The sequence below is a fragment of the Pseudomonas syringae group sp. 247E2 genome, from assembly GCF_032587795.1.
In the GTDB taxonomy this organism is placed as follows: domain Bacteria; phylum Pseudomonadota; class Gammaproteobacteria; order Pseudomonadales; family Pseudomonadaceae; genus Aquipseudomonas; species Aquipseudomonas amygdali.
On sequence record NZ_JAWHPK010000008.1, the window covers coordinates 511,538 to 530,315 of the forward strand.

The following is an 18,778-nucleotide window of genomic DNA, read 5'->3' on the forward strand; positions in this document are numbered from 1 at the left end:
TGGTCATGAATCTACGCACACTCACAATCGCTCGTCGTGCCGGTCTGGGTTTTACCCTGATTTCCCTGTTGGTGGCTTTACTTGGATGGTTCGCGCTGGCACAGATGTCGACCATTCGCCAGAGCGAAGTGGCAGTGGAGACCAATTGGCTGCCCAGCATGCGAGTGGTCAACGATATCCGGGAAATCATGCTGCGTATCCGGACCATCTCCTTGCGCATGGCACTGGACACCGACCCTGCGAGCATTCCGACCTATCGCGGGCAACTGGACGTACGTCTGGGTGATCTGGACAAGAAGCTGGGCATTCTCAAGACGTTCGTCGACACCCCTGAAGAGAAGACCCTGACTGACCAGTTCATGGTCACCATGGGTCAATACCGCAGCGCGCTGGATCGCTCTTTTGTTCTCGCCGGGCAGGGCGACAGCACCGGTCTGAACAAGCTGCTGCTGGTCGATATGAAACAGATCGTCGACGGTTCCGGTAAACAGCTCAATGATCTGGCTGATTTCTATGTCACCAAAGTCGATGCCGAAGGCAAGTCGGCTGAAGCCCAATATGACAAATCACGTGACATCGTCATTGTCTTTGTCGTTCTCGCTGCATTGTGCACCATCGGTCTGGCGCTCTGGCTGACCCGCAGTATCGTGGGGCCGTTGCAACGTGCCGTGACTGCTGCCGAGCAGGTTGCCAACGGCGACCTGACCCATACCATCGAGGTCGACGGCGAAGACGAAGTCACCCGACTGTTGCGTGCCTTGGCAATGATGCAGGTCAATCTGCGTGAAGCCATGCGCCACATCGGCAGCTCGGCTACCCAGCTGGCGTCGGCGGCTACCGAACTCAACTCGGTCACCGAGGACAGCTATCGCGGATTGAACCAGCAGAATGCAGAGATCGATCAGGCCGCCACGGCGATCAATGAAATGACCTCGGCAGTAGAGGAAGTTGCGCGTAACGCCGTGTCCACGTCGGACGCCTCCACCCAGTCCAGTACCTCGGCACTGGCAGGCCAGACGCGGGTGATCGAGACGGTGCAGTCGATCCAGACACTGACCGACAACGTGCAGGCCACCTCGACACTGGTGCAGAACCTTGCCAATCAGTCTCAGGATATCGGCAAGGTGCTGGACGTGATCCGCTCGATTGCCGAACAGACCAACCTGCTGGCGCTCAACGCGGCCATCGAGGCGGCGCGCGCGGGCGAGTCGGGCCGCGGTTTCGCGGTAGTGGCGGATGAAGTCCGTGCGTTGGCGCATCGCACCCAGCAGTCGACGCTGGAAATCGACTCGATGGTCAATGCCATGCGCAGCGGTTCTGCGCAGGCGCTCGACTCGATGAACACCAGCCGCGACCGTGCCGATTCGACGTTGGCGCTGGCCAAAGGCGCGGGCGAGTCGTTGAGTGAGATCACATCGTCGATCAATCAGATTTCCGAGCGTAATCTGGTGATTGCCAGCGCTGCGGAAGAACAGGCGCAAGTGTCGCGTGAAGTCGACCGCAACATCGTCAACATTCGCGATCTGTCCATGCAGTCGACTCAGGGTGCCAACCAGATCAGTGCGTCGAGTCATGAATTGTCGCGTCTTGCTGCTGACCTGAATCAGGTGGTCTCACGCTTCAAGGTGTAAAACCCTACATTGATACAGGTTGTGTCCGCTTGCCGACGATCGACCGGGCGCGCATTATGCCCTCGGTCGAAATGACCTCCGGTACAGTCTGGGCACAACCTTATCGAAGGGGGCGGCATCGCGTCATGGATAATAATAATCACACCTTCAGCAGTTGGCTGCGCTCGCCAGCCCATCATCAATGGCTGGCACTGGAAGGCAACCGTCTGTTGACCTTCGCCAAGGCTTCCCGGCTCGACAACGGTTTTGGCAGTCTGGATGACTACGGCCGTCTGATGGTCGGCGCCACGGCCGAAACCATGAATACCGCACGTATGACCCACTGTTTTGCCATGGCCCATGCGCAAGGCATACCCGGCTGTGCCGCACTGGTCGATCATGGCATCGCCGCATTGCGTGGCCCGTTGCGCGATGCCGAACACGATGGCTGGTTCAGTGCTGCGCTCGAAGACGGCGGTAAAACCGACAAACAGGCGTATCTGCATGCTTTCGTCGCACTGGCGGCCAGTTCTGCCGTGGTGGCGGGGCGGCCTGGCGCGCAAGCATTGCTGTCCGAGGCCATCCAGGTCATCCAGACCCGTTTCTGGAGCGAGCAGGAAGGTGCCATGCGTGAGTCGTTTGCGCAGGACTGGAGCAACGAAGAGGCCTATCGCGGCGCCAACAGCAACATGCACAGCACCGAAGCCTTCCTCGCGCTGGCCGACGTAACCGGCGATGCTCAATGGCTCGACCGGGCGTTGAGCATTGTCGAGCGGGTGATCCATCAACATGCCGGGGCCAACAATTTTCAGGTCATCGAGCACTTCACACAAAACTGGCAACCGCTGCCCGATTACAACCGCGAAAACCCGGCTGATGGCTTCCGGCCGTTCGGCACCACGCCGGGGCATGCCTTCGAGTGGGCACGGCTGGTGCTGCATCTGGAGGCCGCGCGTCGCCATGTCGGGCGCGCAAATCCGGAATGGTTACTGGATGACGCCCGCCAGCTGTTTGCCAATGCCTGCCGCTACGGCTGGGATGTCGACGGTGCGCCGGGTATCGTCTACACCCTTGACTGGCAGAACCAGCCAGTGGTCCGTCATCGCCTGCACTGGACCCACTGCGAAGCGGCCGCTGCTGCTGCCGCGTTGCTGCAACGTACCGGCGAGCAACAGTATGAAGATTGGTATCGCCGTTTCTGGGAATTCAACGAGACCCTGTTCATCGATCATGAGCATGGTAGCTGGCGCCATGAGCTGAACCAGCGCAACGAGCCAAGCGCTGATATCTGGCCGGGCAAGCCGGACCTTTATCACGCCTATCAGGCCACGCTGTTGCCGGTGTTGCCGCTGGCACCCAGCCTGGCCAGTGCTCTGGCGGGGCATGAGTGAACGGCTGAGCCTGGCATCGGCAATCAGAGCGCAGGGATGCGTTTGTCGCTCAGGCGGATAATCTGCCGGGCCAGGAAGCTGCCGGTCAGGATCACGCCGAACAGGCGCAGGGTCTGCATGGCCAGCACGAAGCCGACATCGGCATGAGTATCGATGGCAATAATGGCCATGGTGTCCAGGCCGCCCGGGCTGGTTGCCAGGTACACCGAGAGATAATCCTTGCCCATCATCGCTGCAATCAGCCAGGCCGACAGGGCACACAGTACGATCAGCAGCAGTGAGGCCAGAATCATCATCGGCAGTCGTCGCCACACGTATTGCACTGTCGGCCGGTCGAAACGCAGCCCTACATAACAGCCGATAGCGCCATAGCCGATTGGCAGCAGCCAGTCAGGAATGCTGATCTGCATGACGCCGCTCAGTTGCAGCGCGCCGCCCAGTATCAACGGCACCAGTAAGGCACCCGCTGGCAGGCGCGAGCCCAGTGCTACGCCCGTTACGATCACTGCCAGACTCAGGGCGAGGTCGATCAGGTTCAGGCTATGCAAGGCGGCTGCAGTGCTGTGCAGGTCAGCCCCGGAATCCGGTGCGCCGATGAAATGGCTGGCCAGCGCGCCGATGGTGACCACGCAGACCACGCGCACATATTGCATGGTGGCAACGACTCGCGAGTCTGCGCCGTAATCCTCGGACATGGCGACCATCGCCGAAGCCGCGCCGGGCGACGTGCCCCAGGCGGCAGTGTTACTCGGGATTCCGCCAAAGCGCACCAGTACCAAGCCCACCGCCGCGCTCAGCACCACAGTCAGGATCGTGGCCAGCAGCATGACGTGCCAGGACTGTAGCGCCGTGAGCAATACGCTGACTGACATCGCATGCGCAATCAGCACACCAACGGTGCCTTGGCCGAGCTGAAACGCCCGCTTGGGCATGCGGATGGTGGCGCCCGACACGCCAAAGCCGATAGCAACCAGCATGGGGCCGAGGAACATCGCAGCAGGCATATTGAACAGTTTGAGCAGTTGACCGGCAGCACCGGCCATCAGGATCAGGCCCGCCCATTGAGTGAGCGGGGCAAGGGTGGAAAGTGAAAAGCGTGAAGCGTTTGACAAGGACGTTCTCCTTGAATCGGGTGGATCACATGCAAACAGTATCGACTTGGCAACCGATCAAGTCTATTTTCTAATAATCATGAATTGATAACTTTGGTTGATAGATATGGACCTGCGCGATCTCACTTATTTTGAAACCATTGCCGAACTGGGCCACCTCGGGCGAGCCGCGGAAAAGCTCAATCGCAGTCAGCCCGCGCTGACAAAAAGCATTCAGCGGCTGGAGGAATCATTCGGAACGCGGCTGTTTCAGCGTGACGGTCGACGCATCAAACTGACCCCGGTGGGTGAGCTGTTGCAGGCACGCGGCAAGGAACTGCAGCAGAGCATTGCCCAGACCCAGCGGGAAGTAAGGGATTTCGCCAGTGGCATGGTGGGCAACATTCGCGTCGGCTGCGCCGCGACGATGGCGGAATACCTGATGCCGAAACTGACCTCGGCCCTGTTACAGCGTACGCCGGATGTCACTTTCAAGCTGGTGATAGGCCAGGATGACCTGTTGCGTGAGTCGCTGCGTTCAGGGCAACTGGACATGATCATCTGCGCACTGGCACCCGACAGCGAAGACGTCACCAGCTTTGCCATACTCAGGGACGAAGCCGTGGTGGTCGCCAGCAAAAAGCACCCGATCTTCAAGACCTCATTGAAGATGAGTGACCTCTGCGCATATCGCTGGGTACTGCCGCCGGTCAGCGTTTCATCACGCAAGTGGCTGGACGCGACCTTTGCTGCCAACGGCCTGCCGCTGCCGACAGTGCAGATCGAGGCGAACTCGATCTCCCTGCTGCCAGGATTGATTGCCCAAAGCAACCTGCTGAGCTTCATCGCCCGCGAGTCGCTGGAGTTTGGCAAGACCATGCAACACCTGCGTGAAGTGCCACTGGAACAGACCACGCTCAAACGCACCATCGGCGTGACCCTGCGCAAGGGCGGCTACCTGTCGCCAGCGGCAGAGGGCATGTTGCAGATGCTGCGTGACAACGGCGGGGACTTTCTGGGTTGGGGGTGAGCGCGTGCGTTCAGCTACTCGCCGGGCATGACCTTTAAGCCATTCAGGTACCTTGCCAGTGCCTCGGCACCCAGCTCCACGGTAGAGCTGGTACCCGCCCAGCTACAGGCGAGCATCAGGTTGCGGGGCAAGTCGAAGTCCTCAACCATAAAGCCGTCGCGGTCAAACCCGTGTTCATCATGAGAAACCAGTTCGCGCAACGAGGTCACTGGCTCGAAGTACGCCCAAACGGGCTTGTTCAATGCCACCGCCATACCGACTTCAAATGCGCTGCCCGAATCCGGCTCCAGACCGCGAAACACATTCAGGTTGACCAGTACGGCAGAGCAGCGATGAATCATCGCGATATTCATCGAGTAAATCTGCTGCGCAGTTTCATGCGGCGTGCGCCCGAGCGTCACTTCATTGTCGAAGGGGTACAAACCTTCAAGCCCGTGTGCCGAGCATAACGCCTTGAGGTAGCGTCCGTACTCGACGGCGTCTGGCCGGAACACGTCGAAGCCTGCGAGATAAACCAGTGGCGTTTGCATATCCGACTCTTGGCTATAGAGGTTATCCCACTGATTCTAAGGCCGACTGTCTGGCCGCGATACGTGCCATTGATCGGCCGACCGGCGCTCAGCAGGTATTTGAGCTGGAATCTGTACGGATAACCAGTATTCTTGTCCAGTCTGATCATTTTCATGTGAACGCTGGCCTTGAATACTGCTCCTCTCGACAATCCGTTCTATTACCTGGAAAACTTCCGGCAGGTCCTCGCCTGGATTGCCCTGCGCTACGACGACCTGCTCGACGCAGCCGAGCGCCGTTTCATCAGCGAGTTTGCCGAGGTGCCCGTGCGTGCCCAGGGTCTGCTGGTACGCATGGTGATGCGCAAGGGCGTATTGTTTCGGGCCAGCAAACTGAGTTACGTCGAAATCGGCGACCCTCGTGAGGCAGTGCAGCCGCTGCTGGATCGCGGCTGGGTCGTCACCAGCCCGCCGCTGGGTTTGAGCGAACTGTTCCAGTTGCTGCGCCGCGACGAGCTGACCCAGTGCTTCAAAGCCCATGCAGTCAAGGGGCCAGAGCGCAAGCAGGCATGGCTGGAGCGCTTGCAGCCGTTGTATGAAGCGCCACAGGCACTTGAGCAATGGCACCCGACGTTGTCTGACGCCGTGTTCGGCCTGAACATCATGCCGCTCTGTGACCGCCTGCGATTGTTGTACTTCGGCAATCTGTATCAGGAGTGGTCAGAGTTCGTGCTGGCTGATCTGGGTATTTACCGCTACGAAAAGGTCGAATTTTCGGTGCAGTCGCGCGTCATCAATCAGCGCGCCGACATCGATGTGTGCCTGCAATTGCATGCCTGTCGAGAAGCGCTGGAAACCTGCACCGATCTGCATGCGCTGGCCGAACAGGTCATCGCGGTCCAGTGCGGCAATGCGTGGTTGCATATGCGTCGCGCCAAACTGCTGTTTCGCATCGGGCAGCAGGCCGAGCGCCTGCAGGACTGGCCTCTGGCGATGGCAGTGTACCGTCAGTCCAGCTACCCCGGCGCGCGTTCAAGGCAAATCCGCGTGCTGGAGCGCAACGCCGAGTACACCGCGGCGCTGACGCTGGCGGAACAGGCCCGTCTGGCTCCTGAAAGTGATGCCGAGGTCCAGCACCTGTCACGCGTACTGCCACGGCTGCAACGCAAGCTCGGCCTCACGGGCGCGCGCAAACGCAATGTGCAGGCCGTTGCGCGGCTGGACGTTCAAATCACGCCAGTATCGGGAATAAGTGTCGAACGTCTGATACGCCAGCACCTTGAACAAGAGCAGGGTGGGGAAGTGCATTACGTCGAGAATGCGCTGATCAATTCCCTGTTTGGTCTGCTGTGCTGGAAGGCCATTTTCGCGCCCTTGCCTGGCGCATTCTTTCACCCGTTTCACAGTGCACCCAGCGATCTGTACAGCCCGGACTTCTATCAGCGCAGGGTGGCATTGTTCGATGCCTGCCTGATGCAACTGGAGTCAGGTGAATACCTGGCGACCATTCGCGAGCATTTTCAAAGCAAATTCGGCCTGCAGTCACCCTTCGTATTCTGGGCTGCGTTGACGCCGCAGCTATTGGAGCAGGCACTGTATTGCCTGCCCGCTGAGCACCTGCGTCATTGGTTTCGTCGTCTGTTGCAGGATGTAAAAGCCAACCGGACCGGAATGCCGGACTTGATCCAGTTCTTCCCGGAGCAGCGGCGCTATCGAATGATAGAGGTCAAGGGACCAGGGGATCGTCTCCAGGACAACCAACTGCGCTGGCTGGATTTCTGCGCCGAGCATGGTATGCCGGTGGAGGTGTGTTATGTGCAGTGGGCAACTGAGCATGCTGCCGACGTCATTGAAGAGCTGGCCTGCCATCAAGGCGCTTTGTGTTCATCCTGACTGTCTTGGTGATTGGCGTCATGCGGTTGTTTCGAGTCATGAGGCTTGTCAGCCGCACTGCCGTTCTTTCCGGGCAGCGGGTCCATGCCTTTGGTGCCGGGACTTGTGCCTGGCGCGCCGGGACTGGTTCCGTCCACGTTCTTTTCCGCTCCGGTGCCGGGTACTTTCGGACCGTCGCCTACCGGGTTCGTTGGGCCTGTAGAGCCTGCGAATGCGCTTGCGCACGAGAGCGCCAGCAGTGCTGCAAGGCCTAATGCCCCCAATCTATTCCTGATCATGCTGCAACCTCCGTGAGTGCAATGGGGTAGAACGGTGTTACGGGATCTGCCACTGACCCGCGAGCAAAACATGTTGTCCTGCCCGCGTCAGAAGCATAATTACTGAGTCTTGGTTTTTTCAGTAACGTTGCTCTTGTCATGCGTGCCATGTGCGCCCTTGTCATGATTCATCGACTTTTCGGCAGCCGCTTTTTTGCTGTCTGTTTGCGCGCCAGGAGTTTCGGAAGAGGTGCGGTCCATCGGCTGGGTGTTAGTGCCCGGCAGCTTGGTCGCATTCTTGTTGATTGGCGTTTCAGAGCTGGTGGTCGATTCGGCAAAGGCTGCACCCGAAGCGACGGCCATCAGGCCTGCCAGGGTGAGGGCAGTCAGTTTGGTCTTAATCATGATGCTTACTCCGTTGTTTTAAAGTAGTTCTTTAAAGTACGTATATTGGTCATTGGCCAGTGGCCATAGGTGCCCTTTAACCCGACGAACGGTAGCTGTGTGCCACGCGCGCGCACTTGATACCGACTCTTTGATTCGGCGGTTTCAAACCTTTCGCGTTCGTCTGTTTACATAGGCTTGATCAGCGCGTTTGGAACATTTTTAAGTTGATTTAGCTATAAGCTGACCGTCCGGTCATCCCCAACGATTCTTAAAATCATACTTTCTTACATTTTTATAACGCAGCTGGCGTTTAGCTATCCATCTAGAGGTGGCAAAAAGCTATTTAGCGCTTGAGGGTGTGATTTCGCCGTAAACACTGGGCTCTACGGGGTTTTTCAACGTCGACAGCGTAGGAAATCGCCTACAAAAAAGTTCCTTCGCTGACACGATTCGTTGGATTGTCATGAAACAGCAACATTTCAGGTTTTAAATCCGCCTCGGGCCTCCCTAACTGGGCCACCACACAATCTCCTGGACTGAGGTATTACCGTGATACTGCTGACTAAAAAACGCTTGTCGCTTCTGATCGCTTCGCTGTGCCTCAGCGGTGTGGCCCATGCGACTGATGTCACAGGTGCTGGTTCGAGTTTCGTCTACCCGGTTATTTCAGCGTGGTCCCAGGACTACAGCAAAACCAAGGATAACCGTATCAACTATCAGTCCATCGGTTCGGGCGGCGGTATTGCCCAGATCAAGGCAGCGACTGTTGACTTCGGTGCATCCGACGCCCCTATGTCCGCTGAGGACCTGCAGGCTGGCGGTCTGGGTCAGTTCCCGAGCGTCATCGGCGGTATCGTGCCGATCGTCAACGTCGAAGGCGTTGAAAGTGGCGAGCTGAAGCTGGACGGCCCAACTATCGCCAAGATCTTCATGGGCGACATCAAGAAGTGGAACGACCCGGCAATCACTGCCCTGAACTCGGGTGTGAAGCTGCCTGATACTGCGATCACCGTTGTTCACCGCTCGGACGGTTCGGGTACCACTTACAACTTCACCAACTACCTGAGCAAAGTCAGCCCGGAGTGGAACGAGAAGCTGAAGTTCGGTTCAACCGTGCAGTGGCCAGCCGGTGTGGGCGGCAAGGGTAACGAAGGTGTTTCTGCCTACGTGAAACAGATCAAGGGTTCGATCGGTTACGTTGAGTACTCCTACGCGACGACCAACAAGTTGTCTTACACCCAGTTGAAAAACGCTGCCGGCAAATTCATCAAGCCAGACGCCAAGGCTTTTGCTGCCGCTGCTGACACTGCCGACTGGGCGAGCGCCAAAGACTTCAACCTGATCATGACCAACGCGCCGGGTGAGGCTGCATGGCCGATCACCGCGACCACTTGGATCATCATGTACAAGAAAGCCAAGAACGAAGAGAAAAGCGCAGCCGCTTTCGACTTCTTCAAATGGTCGCTGGAAAACGGCCAGAAACAAGCCGAGAAACTGGAATATGTAGCATTGCCGAAATCGCTGGTTGAACGCGTGGAAAGCTACTGGAAAACGGAATTCACCAAGTAAGTGATTCAACCCGTACCACCCCTGTCATCAGCCGCGATATCGGCTCGGTGACAGGGGCTTTTCCTTGCGAGTGGCCTCAACATGACTGAAAACACCCAATACCTGTCCGCTAACGTCTCCGCTGGTGAGTCCGAGGGCGAGAAGCGCGCCAAACGGGATCATCGTCATGACCTGTGGTTCAAGCGTTCATTGCAGGCCGCAGCGATGCTGGTGCTTGCTTTGCTGGGTTGTATTGCCTTGTCGACCCTGTGGGGCGGCAGTCTGGCATTCCAGACTTTCGGGTTTGGCTTTCTGACCAGCACCGAGTGGGACGTGAACGCCGGCAAGTTCGGCGCGCTGGTTCCGATCTACGGCACCCTGGTTACCTCTTTTCTGGCTTTGCTGATCGCCGTCCCGGTGAGTTTCGGCATTGCAATCTTTCTGACCGAAGTAGCTCCGCCTTGGCTGCGCATGCCGATTGCCTCGGCCATCGAGCTGCTGGCAGGTATCCCGTCGATCATCTACGGCATGTGGGGACTGTTTGTCTTTGGCCCGTTCATGGCTGAACACCTGTCACCCTGGATCACCGAAAACCTCGGCGCACTGCCACTGATCGGTCCGATGTTTCAAGGCCCGCCGCTGGGTATCGGCATGCTGACCGCCGGTATCGTGCTGGCGATCATGATCACGCCGTTCATTACCTCGGTCATGCAGGAAGTCTTCCGCACTGTACCCGTAGCCCTCAAAGAGTCGGCCTACGCACTGGGTGGCACCACCTGGGAAGTGGTCTGGGACATCGTGCTGCCTTACACCCGTTCGGCAGTGGTCGGCGGTGTGTTCCTCGGCTTGGGACGCGCGCTGGGCGAAACCATGGCGGTCACCTTTGTACTGGGTAACGCTCACCAGTTCTCTGCATCGCTGATGATGCCAAGCAGTTCCATCGCCTCGGTAATCGCCAACGAGTTCAACGAGGCTTATACCGACTTGCACCGTTCGGCACTGATCGCCCTTGGCTTCCTGTTGTTTGTGGTCACCTTCATCGTGCTGGCCCTTGCACGTCTGATGCTGTCGCGCCTTTCGCGTAAGGAGGGGTTATGAGTAAGGATGTGACTGGCAGCGAGAGCCTGTATCGGGTTCGCAGCATCAAGAACAAGATTGCGATGGTGCTCAGCTGTGGTGCCACTGCCTTCGGCCTGCTGTGGCTGGTGTGGATTCTGCTGACCACCATCATCAAGGGTATCGACGCGCTCAACCTGCAGTTGTTCACCGGTATGACCCCGCCACCTGGCACCGAGGGTGGCCTGGCCAACGCGTTCTATGGCAGCGTGCTGATGTCGGGCATAGGCCTGTTGATCGGTACACCAATCGGCCTGATGGCCGGTATCTGGCTGGCCGAGTTTGCTCGCTACACCAAGCTGGGTAACGCAGTACGCTTTATTAACGACATCCTGCTGTCGGCGCCTTCCATCGTGCTCGGCCTGTTCGTTTACACCGTTGTGGTACTGCCGCTCAACGCAGTCACAGGCCATCAAGTGGGGTTTTCGGCGATTGCCGGTGCGCTGGCTCTGGCATTGCTGGTCATCCCGGTGGTGGTGCGTACCACTGACGAAATGATGCAACTGCAACCCTCGACCATGCGTGAAGCCGCACTGGCGCTGGGTGTGCCGCAATGGAAGCTGACTCTGCAAATCGTCTTGCGCGCTGCCAAGGCGGGTGTGGTTACCGGCGTATTGCTGGCATTGGCACGTATCACCGGCGAAACCGCGCCGCTGCTGTTCACCGCTTTCGGCAACCAGTTCTGGAGCAGCGATCTGCTCAAACCAATCGCCAGTGTTCCGGTGGTGGTTTTCCAGTACGCCATGAGCCCGTTCGATGACTGGCACTCTCTGGCATGGGCCGGTGCGCTGGTCATGACGTTGTTCGTACTGATACTGAGTCTGCTGTCTCGCTTAATTCTTCTGCGCAATAGGGCGTCCTGATGAACAACCTTTCCCTGGCCAACGAAAAGACCAAGATCCAAGTGCGCGGTCTGGAGTTTTTCTACAACAACCAGAAGTCGTTGAAGTCCATCGACATGACCATCCCCGAGAAGCGCATCACTGCGATCATCGGCCCGTCGGGTTGCGGTAAATCGACCCTGCTGCGCGTTTTCAACCGTATCTACGCGATGTACCCGAAACAGGAAGCGCGCGGCGAAGTGCTGCTCAATGGCGAAAACATCTTGGCGCCAGGCTACTCGATGAACCGCCTGCGCAGTCATGTGGGCATGGTGTTCCAGAAGCCGGTGCCGTTCCCGATGTCGATCTACGACAACATTTCCTATGCCATCAAGCACCACGAAAAGCTGTCGCGTCGGGAAATGGAAGATCGCGTCGAGCAGGCACTGCGTGGTGCGGCGTTGTGGGATGAGGTCAAGGACAAGCTCAAGCAGAGCGCAACCGGTCTGTCCGGTGGTCAGCAGCAACGTCTGTGCATCGCCCGCACCATCGCGCTGCGCCCTCAGGTGTTGCTGCTCGATGAGCCCACTTCGGCACTTGACCCGATTTCGACCGGGCGTATCGAACAGCTGATCACTGAACTCAAGGAGCAGTTCACCGTGATCATCGTGACCCACAACATGCAGCAGGCGGCGCGTTGCTCTGACTACACCGCCTTCATGTTCATGGGTGAACTGATCGAGCACGGCGACACCGACACCATCTTCACCAAGCCCTCCAAGACCCAGACCGAAGACTACATTACCGGTCGTTTCGGCTGATCAGCCTGCCAGGGCGGGCGCTTCCTGGCGCCCGCCCATGAATTCCTCGATCCTGCTGCGCAGCCAACGCTCGGCAGGGTCGCTGTCCATCACACTCAGCCATGTCATCGACAGGTCCAGCCCCGGCGTGGGGAAGGGCAACGGCTCGTCATACAGCAAACCCAATGCGCTCATTGCCTTCGCCGCGTAGTCGGACAGGCCCGAAATCATGTCGGTGCCAGCCATCAGTGCGGGCAGGGTGGCGAACTGCGGCACTGACAACACGACCTGACGCTTGCGACCCAGTGCGGTCAGCCACTCATCGGCAAAGCTGCTGATGCTGGCCACGTGCGACACCACCACATGAGGTCGTGAACAATACTCGTCGATGCTCATCGGGCCGCGCTGTTTGTCGGCGCGCACCAGCCGTGGCTGCACGTTGCGCAGCGTCTTGCGTTTGGCATTGGCCGGTAGTTCACGGGTCAGGCAGACGCCGACGGTGATGTCGCCGGACATCAGCACTTCGGAGATATTCAGGTAGTCGACGTGCTTGACCACGATCACCACGCCAGGCGCCTCCTCGCGGATGGCCTTGAGCATGGCGGGAAACAGGCCGAATTCGACGTCGTCGGTCAGGCCGATGCGAAACGTCATCTTGCTGACCGAGGGATCGAAATCGGTCGTCAGGCTCAGCGCGGTAGACATGGCATCCAGCGCTGGCGTCAGGTGCTTGAGAATCTCATGGGCGCGCGCGGTCGGCTCCATACGATGCCCGACGCGGATGAACAACGGGTCATTGAGCAGGTTGCGCAGGCGATTCAGTGCGGCGCTTATCGTGGGTTGGCCGAGAAACAGCTTTTCGGCGGCCCGGGTGACGTTACGCTCCTGCATTAATGTCTCGAAGACCACCATCAGGTTGATGTCGGCCTTGCGCAGTTCATTTCGATTCATTGCTGTTCCTTGGCATCAGACCTGGCTGACCACGACGGCCTGTAACCGACGGCTCAGTCTAGGCAAGCGTGGCAGGGGGCGTCCAGCGTTTTGCCGCCGTCTGGCTGGCATGATGAAACGTCTGCTTACGGTTCTACAGGCAGGAAAGGGGCGAATCTGTAGCGGGAAACAAGGTCTACTTGCAGGTCTGCGGTTTAACGTGGAAGCGGCTGCAGATTTCGACCCCTATCCACAGGCTACAGGAGGTGCCCCTTATGCGGGCTGCAAAGATTGCCGGCATGTTGATGTCGTTGACGCTGTCAGGCGCTGCACTGGCTGAAACGCCCGGTTACGGCCAGCAACTGGAAGGTTTCACTTACCCCCACGCGCTGCACAAATTCAGTTTTCAGTCCCAGGGCCAGACGCTGGAAATGGGTTACATGGATGTCGCACCCACCGGCAAGGCCAATGGCCGCACCGCGGTGCTGATGCATGGCAAGAATTTCTGCGCCGCGACCTGGGAAGACACTATCGAGGGGCTGAGTGCTGCGGGCTATCGCGTTGTTGCGCCTGACCAGATCGGTTTTTGCACCTCGACCAAACCTGCGTACTATCAATACAGCTTCCAGCAGTTGTCGATGAACACCCACGCGTTGCTCGAAAAGCTGGGTATCGACAAGGCGTCGGTCGTCGGCCATTCCACCGGCGGCATGCTGGCCACGCGTTACGCGCTGATGTACCCGAAACAGACCGAGAAACTGGTGATGGTCAACCCGATCGGTCTGGAAGACTGGAAGGCCCTTGGCGTGCCTTACCGCAGCGTCGATCAGTGGTATGAGCGCGAACTGAAGACCACCGCCGAAGGCATTCGCGCCTACGAGCAGAAGACCTACTACGACGGGCGCTGGAAGCCTGAATACGACAAATGGGTCGACATGCTGGCGGGCCTGAACAAGGGGCCGGGCCATAAGATGGTTGCCTGGAACTCGGCGCTGATCTACGACATGATTTTTACCCAGCCAGTGTTCTACGAGTTTCCCAGGCTGCAGGTGCCGACTGTGTTGATGATCGGCGATGCCGATACCACCGCCATCGGCAGCGACATCGCGCCGCCCCAGGTCAAGGCGAAGATCGGCAATTACAAGGTACTGGGCAAGCAGGTGGCGCAGATGATCCCTGGCGCCAGACTGGTGGAGTTCAAGGGCAAGGGGCATGCCCCGCAGATGGAAGATCCGCAGGGCTTCAATAAAGCGCTGGTGTCCGAGCTGCAATAGTCGGTCATTCATCCCACGCAACAGCCTGGTCGGCCAGCGACCAGGTTGTCTGGCCCTATTGTTATCAGCTAGACGGCAATCTCTACCTGATCTCCGTTAAGCCGTACCGGCCAGACCTCCAGGCGTTGCTCCGGGTACTCGATGCAACTACCGTCGTGCAGGCGAAAATGCTGCTTGTACAACGGCGAGGCAATCACCAGCTCGCCAGCGATATGGCCAATCAGTCCGCGACCGATCACATTGGCGCCGGACTTGGGGTCGCGGTTGTCGATGGCAAAGAGCTGTTCGCCCTCAGGGGTTTCAGGCAGGTAGAACAGCGCTACCTGCGCGCCGTCCAGCCACGCTACCACGCCGGAGTTGGCGACCAGATCCTTGCGTCCGCACAGGGCATGCCAGTGCAGTTGCAGTGCAGAATGGGCGTTTTCGCCCGCCAATACGGTGTTGGACGAATTCATTACACCACCTCCTTGAACAGCGGGATAAGGGCCAGCTCTTCGGGTTTTGCCGGACGACGCTGGGCGCGCTCCTTGACGAAATGCACGTCCGGGTCGCCACGTCCGTCGTTGACGAAGGTGCGGAAGCGCTTGAGTTTCTCCGGGTCCTTGAGGGCATTGGCCCATTCGCATTCATAGCGGTCGACCACCAGCTGCATCTGCGACTCCAGCTCTGCGGCCAGGCCCAGGCTGTCGTCGATGATGACCGCCTTGAGATAGTCGAGGCCGCCTTCCAGCGATTCCCTCCAGACCGAGGTACGTTGCAGCTTGTCGGCAGTGCGGATGTAGAGCATCAGAAAACGGTCGATGTAACGAATCAGGGTTTCGTCATCCAGGTCGGTGGCGAACAGCTCGGCGTGGCGTGGACGCATGCCGCCGTTGCCGCACAGGTACAGGTTCCAGCCGTTCTCGGTGGCAATTACACCCACATCCTTGCTCTGCGCTTCGGCGCACTCGCGGGTGCAGCCGGATACGGCGAACTTGAGTTTGTGCGGCGAGCGTAGCCCCTTGTAACGGTCCTCAATGCGCAGTGCCATGGCGACGCTGTCCTGCACGCCATAGCGGCACCAGGTACTGCCGACGCAGGACTTAACCGTCCGGGTCGATTTGCCGTAGGCATGCCCGGTCTCGAACCCCGCCTCAATCAACTCGCTCCAGATGTCCGGCAGTTCATGCAGTTGCGCGCCGAACAGGTCGATGCGCTGGCCGCCGGTGATCTTGGTGTACAAGTCGTACTTCTTGGCCACGGCACCAATCGCGATCAGCCCGTCGGGGGTGATTTCGCCGCCCGGAATACGCGGTACGACCGAGTAGGTGCCGTTTTTCTGCATGTTGGCCATGAAGGTGTCGTTGGTGTCCTGCAGTGGCACCAGCGAAGGTTCGGTGATGGGGCGGTTCCAGCACGAAGCGAGAATCGAGCCGACCGCAGGCTTGCAGATGTCGCAGCCATGCGCGCCTTTGCCATGGCGAGTCAGCAGTTCGTCAAAGGTCTCGATACCTTCGACGCGGACCATCGAGTACAACTCCTGGCGGGTGTAGGCGAAGTGCTCGCAGAGGCTTTTGTCGACCGCCACACCGCGCGCCATCAACTCATGCTCGAACACCTGCTTGAGCAGCGCAGTGCAGCCACCACAACCGGTGGCTGCCTTGGTGCAGGCCTTGACTCCGGCGAGGTCGGTGCAGCCATTGTCGATTGCCGAACAGATAGAGCCCTTGCTGACGTTATGGCAGGAACAGATGGTCGCGGTGGCGGGCAGGGCATCGGCACCCAGCGTCGGCGCGCCTTCGCCACGCGGCAGAATCAGGCTCGATGGATCGGCGGGCAGCGGGATGCCGTTCTGGGCGTATTGCAGCAGGGTGTCGTAGTAACTGTTGTCGCCGACCAGCACCGCGCCGAGCACTTGCTTGCCATCTGCCGACACCACCAGCCGGCGATAGCTGGCGGTGGCTTCGTCAATGAAACGATAACTGACAGCCCCGGCCAGCGCACCGTGCGCGTCACCAATGGAGCCGACATCCACGCCCAGCAGCTTGAGCTTGGTGGACATGTCGGCACCGAAGAACGGCTCAGTGTCCTTTTCGCACAACTGTGCAGCTACGCCACGGGCCATCTGATAACCGGGTGCCACCAGGCCGAATACACTGCCGTTCCAGGCCGCGCACTCGCCGATTGCATAGATATCGGCGTCACTGGTACGACAGTGCTCGTCGATTGCAATACCACCACGCGGGCCGAGTTCCAGTTCACACTGGCGAGCCAGCGCGTCCTGCGGGCGGATACCGGCAGAGAACACGATCAGATCGGTTTCCAGAAATTCGTCATTGGCGAAGTTCATGCGATAGCGGTATTGCTTGCCGTCGCTGATCGATTGCGTGGCGCGCGACAGGTGTACGCCAACGCCCAGCGCTTCGATACGCGCTTTCAAGGCAGCCCCGCCGTGCTCGTCCAGTTGCACCGGCATCAAGCGCGGGGCGAACTCGACAACATGAGCTTCCAGGCCAAGCGACTTCAGTGCGTTGGCCGCTTCAAGCCCGAGCAGACCACCGCCGACTACCACGCCACGGCGAGCTTTCGAGGCGGCGTAGCGAATGGTGTCCAGGTCCTCAAGCGTGCGATAGACCAGCCGCGAGTTGCCCTGTGCGCCCTCGATCGGCGGTACGAACGGGAAGGACCCGGTGGCCAGGATCAGCTTGTCGTAGCTGAAGCAGCCTTCGGCAGTGATGATTTCATGACGATCACGATCAATCTCCAGCACCGGTACGCCCAGGTGCAGCGTCAGGCCAGGTTGTTCGTAGACAGACATTTCACTCATGGCCAGCGACTCGGCATCGCGGCCGGTAAAGTATTCGGACAAATGCACGCGGTCGTAGGCACGCTGTGCTTCTTCGCCAAATACATGGATGCGATAACGCTCCAGTGCGCCGCCTGCGATCAACTGCTCGACGCAATGGTGCCCGACCATGCCATTACCGACGACGATCAGGGTTTTTACATCGTTCATGGGGAAGACTGTGGTGTTCATAGCAAGTCCCGGCCGAGGCCAATCAGGTTTTTTGAAGCAAAAAAAAAGCGCCCGGAACCTTTCGGTTCCAGGCGCCTTTGCCTGTTCTCTTATTGGGTGTTCGGGGATGCCATCAAGCCACGTTGCCGGATGCACCCATGTGGCCCTCTGGTCTCTTCGAGACTGGCGATCAACGTCGATCAACCGGGGCGGCCCGACCACATTCATGATGGGGTTGTTGAGGATTATGCAGAGGTTGTGCCAGCTTGCGTTGGCAGTGCTCCAAGCCCGAATTGGCAATGCCCGCAAGGTTGCGCAGCGTTTACAAGGGCGTCCGGCGCATGATTTTTCCTGCCTTGCATTGGTGCGCATCGAAGGGTTTGCGCTGTAAAGCTGTGCGCCGCATTGCCCGCTCACGATAATCGGCGTTTTTACCTCCGGGCGCCCCAGTCGCTCCAGGCACATATCGTTCCTCACGCTCCGCGTGGGAATGCCTGTCGTGACGCTCCGCGTCACAATTCTGCGCCGCGCCGCCTGCTCTATAGTTAAGCCGTGCGTCCAAAGGCCCATCTCTGGCGTAACATTTGTATCACCCTGCAATTCCCCCAATAAGTCCGTGCTCATGAACATCACTATTACTGAGGTACACCCCTCCGAGATCCCGCACACCGTCGATTTCGTCATGCGTGCACGTGCCGGGATCTTTCCCTTGCTCGACACCGTCACCGTTCCGCCCGATCTGGCCGGTTTCGAGCAGGTGTATCTGGACGGGGAGGACGGCAAGTTTCTGATCGCCCGCAGTGAAGGGCAGATCATCGCGGCTGTGGGCTACTTGCCGTTCGATCATCGTTTCCCGCAGCTCGATTATCGCGGGCGCAGAACCGTTGAGATCGTGCGCCTGTTCGTCACGCCGGAGTTTCGCGGCGACGGTCTGGCCAGCCGTTTATGTCAGGCGCTCTGGGCCCATGCCGAGGCAGGTGGCATAGAGGTTTTGTACCTGCATACTCATCCGTTTCTGCCCGGCGCGATCCGTTTCTGGGAGAAACAGGGCTTTGCCGTGACCGATGTGGAGAGCGATCCGGTGTGGAACACGACCCACATGGAGCGCGTTCTTTAAGAGGGCTTT

General features: G+C 58.9%; 17 protein-coding genes and 1 pseudogene. 11 read left to right on the top strand and 7 right to left on the bottom strand.

The genetic code is table 11. The annotated features are described in order from the left end of the window. Nucleotides 1-5 precede the first annotated feature (5 nt). The 3 genes and pseudogenes from RYC18_RS26400 to RYC18_RS09535 form a co-directional block, all read left to right on the top strand. Nucleotides 6-776 (top strand): annotated as a pseudogene (locus tag RYC18_RS26400) (MCP four helix bundle domain-containing protein); the annotation flags it as partial. 15 nt (nucleotides 777-791) lie between these two features. Further along, nucleotides 792-1,631: a methyl-accepting chemotaxis protein gene (locus RYC18_RS26405; RefSeq protein ID WP_371911623.1), complete on the top strand. Its 840-nt coding sequence runs from the start codon at nucleotides 792-794 to the stop codon at nucleotides 1,629-1,631. 125 nt (nucleotides 1,632-1,756) lie between these two features. Next, nucleotides 1,757-3,001, top strand: coding sequence for an AGE family epimerase/isomerase (locus tag RYC18_RS09535; RefSeq protein WP_005745901.1), 1,245 nt, complete (start codon nucleotides 1,757-1,759; stop codon nucleotides 2,999-3,001). 23 nt (nucleotides 3,002-3,024) lie between these two features. Here the strand turns inward: RYC18_RS09535 and RYC18_RS09540 are convergent, their stop codons facing one another. Continuing rightward, entirely contained in the window at nucleotides 3,025-4,113 is a 1,089-nt protein-coding gene (locus RYC18_RS09540; protein WP_316885476.1) for an AbrB family transcriptional regulator, read from the bottom strand. A 106-nt stretch (nucleotides 4,114-4,219) separates the two neighbouring features. Between RYC18_RS09540 and RYC18_RS09545 the strand changes: the two genes are divergently transcribed. Then, nucleotides 4,220-5,122: a LysR family transcriptional regulator gene (locus RYC18_RS09545; protein WP_004665637.1), complete on the top strand. Its 903-nt coding sequence runs from the start codon at nucleotides 4,220-4,222 to the stop codon at nucleotides 5,120-5,122. Between the two features lie 14 nt (nucleotides 5,123-5,136). Here RYC18_RS09545 and RYC18_RS09550 read toward each other — a convergent pair whose 3' ends face one another. Next, nucleotides 5,137-5,652, bottom strand: coding sequence for a nucleoside 2-deoxyribosyltransferase (locus RYC18_RS09550; protein ID WP_002553924.1), 516 nt, complete (start codon nucleotides 5,650-5,652; stop codon nucleotides 5,137-5,139). Nucleotides 5,653-5,820: 168 nt separating this feature from the next. Here RYC18_RS09550 and RYC18_RS09555 point away from each other — a divergent pair, with 168 nt between their 5' ends. Next, nucleotides 5,821-7,524, top strand: coding sequence for a VRR-NUC domain-containing protein (locus RYC18_RS09555; protein ID WP_005745904.1), 1,704 nt, complete (start codon nucleotides 5,821-5,823; stop codon nucleotides 7,522-7,524). Here RYC18_RS09555 and RYC18_RS09560 read toward each other — a convergent pair. Next, nucleotides 7,500-7,802, bottom strand: a complete 303-nt coding sequence (locus tag RYC18_RS09560; RefSeq protein ID WP_016981442.1) for a hypothetical protein — start codon at nucleotides 7,800-7,802, stop codon at nucleotides 7,500-7,502. The two genes, RYC18_RS09555 and RYC18_RS09560, sit on opposite strands and share 25 nt — an antisense overlap. 99 nt (nucleotides 7,803-7,901) lie before the next feature. After that, the gene (locus tag RYC18_RS09565; RefSeq protein ID WP_002553922.1) at nucleotides 7,902-8,186 is read right to left on the bottom strand and encodes a hypothetical protein; all 285 of its coding nucleotides are present in this window, start codon (nucleotides 8,184-8,186) and stop codon (nucleotides 7,902-7,904) included. Between the two features lie 531 nt (nucleotides 8,187-8,717). Between RYC18_RS09565 and pstS the strand changes: the two genes are divergently transcribed. From pstS to pstB, 4 genes are all read left to right on the top strand, one after another. Continuing rightward, nucleotides 8,718-9,737 (top strand): phosphate ABC transporter substrate-binding protein PstS, encoded by a 1,020-nt coding sequence (gene pstS, locus RYC18_RS09570; RefSeq protein WP_002553921.1) that lies wholly within the window; start codon nucleotides 8,718-8,720, stop codon nucleotides 9,735-9,737. Between the two features lie 81 nt (nucleotides 9,738-9,818). Beyond that, entirely contained in the window at nucleotides 9,819-10,814 is a 996-nt protein-coding gene (gene pstC, locus RYC18_RS09575; RefSeq protein WP_003371940.1) for a phosphate ABC transporter permease subunit PstC, read from the top strand. Continuing rightward, nucleotides 10,811-11,695, top strand: a complete 885-nt coding sequence (gene pstA, locus RYC18_RS09580; protein WP_002553919.1) for a phosphate ABC transporter permease PstA — start codon at nucleotides 10,811-10,813, stop codon at nucleotides 11,693-11,695. Before pstC ends, pstA begins: the two co-directional genes overlap by 4 nt. Continuing rightward, nucleotides 11,695-12,474, top strand: coding sequence for a phosphate ABC transporter ATP-binding protein PstB (gene pstB, locus RYC18_RS09585; RefSeq protein WP_002553918.1), 780 nt, complete (start codon nucleotides 11,695-11,697; stop codon nucleotides 12,472-12,474). The genes pstA and pstB overlap by 1 nt, the downstream gene beginning before the upstream one ends. Here the strand turns inward: pstB and RYC18_RS09590 are convergent, their stop codons facing one another. Then, nucleotides 12,475-13,404 carry a LysR family transcriptional regulator gene (locus RYC18_RS09590; protein WP_016981443.1) on the bottom strand — a complete coding sequence of 310 codons (930 nt, stop codon included), beginning with the start codon at nucleotides 13,402-13,404 and terminating at the stop codon, nucleotides 12,475-12,477. Between the two features lie 254 nt (nucleotides 13,405-13,658). Here RYC18_RS09590 and RYC18_RS09595 point away from each other — a divergent pair, with 254 nt between their 5' ends. Next, nucleotides 13,659-14,657: an alpha/beta fold hydrolase gene (locus RYC18_RS09595; RefSeq protein WP_016981444.1), complete on the top strand. Its 999-nt coding sequence runs from the start codon at nucleotides 13,659-13,661 to the stop codon at nucleotides 14,655-14,657. A gap of 68 nt (nucleotides 14,658-14,725) precedes the next feature. Here the strand turns inward: RYC18_RS09595 and nirD are convergent, their stop codons facing one another. Together nirD and nirB are read right to left on the bottom strand one after the other, a co-directional pair. Next, a complete protein-coding gene (gene nirD / locus RYC18_RS09600; protein ID WP_002553915.1) occupies nucleotides 14,726-15,112 on the bottom strand; it encodes a nitrite reductase small subunit NirD in 387 nt (128 codons plus the stop codon). After that, on the bottom strand, nucleotides 15,112-17,673 hold the full coding sequence (gene nirB / locus RYC18_RS09605) for a nitrite reductase large subunit NirB (RefSeq protein ID WP_117139412.1): 2,562 nt from the start codon (nucleotides 17,671-17,673) through the stop codon (nucleotides 15,112-15,114). Before nirB ends, nirD begins: the two co-directional genes overlap by 1 nt. Nucleotides 17,674-18,274: 601 nt before the next feature. Between nirB and RYC18_RS09610 the strand changes: the two genes are divergently transcribed. Next, nucleotides 18,275-18,769 (top strand): GNAT family N-acetyltransferase, encoded by a 495-nt coding sequence (locus RYC18_RS09610; RefSeq protein WP_005780121.1) that lies wholly within the window; start codon nucleotides 18,275-18,277, stop codon nucleotides 18,767-18,769. Nucleotides 18,770-18,778: the final 9 nt, after the last annotated feature.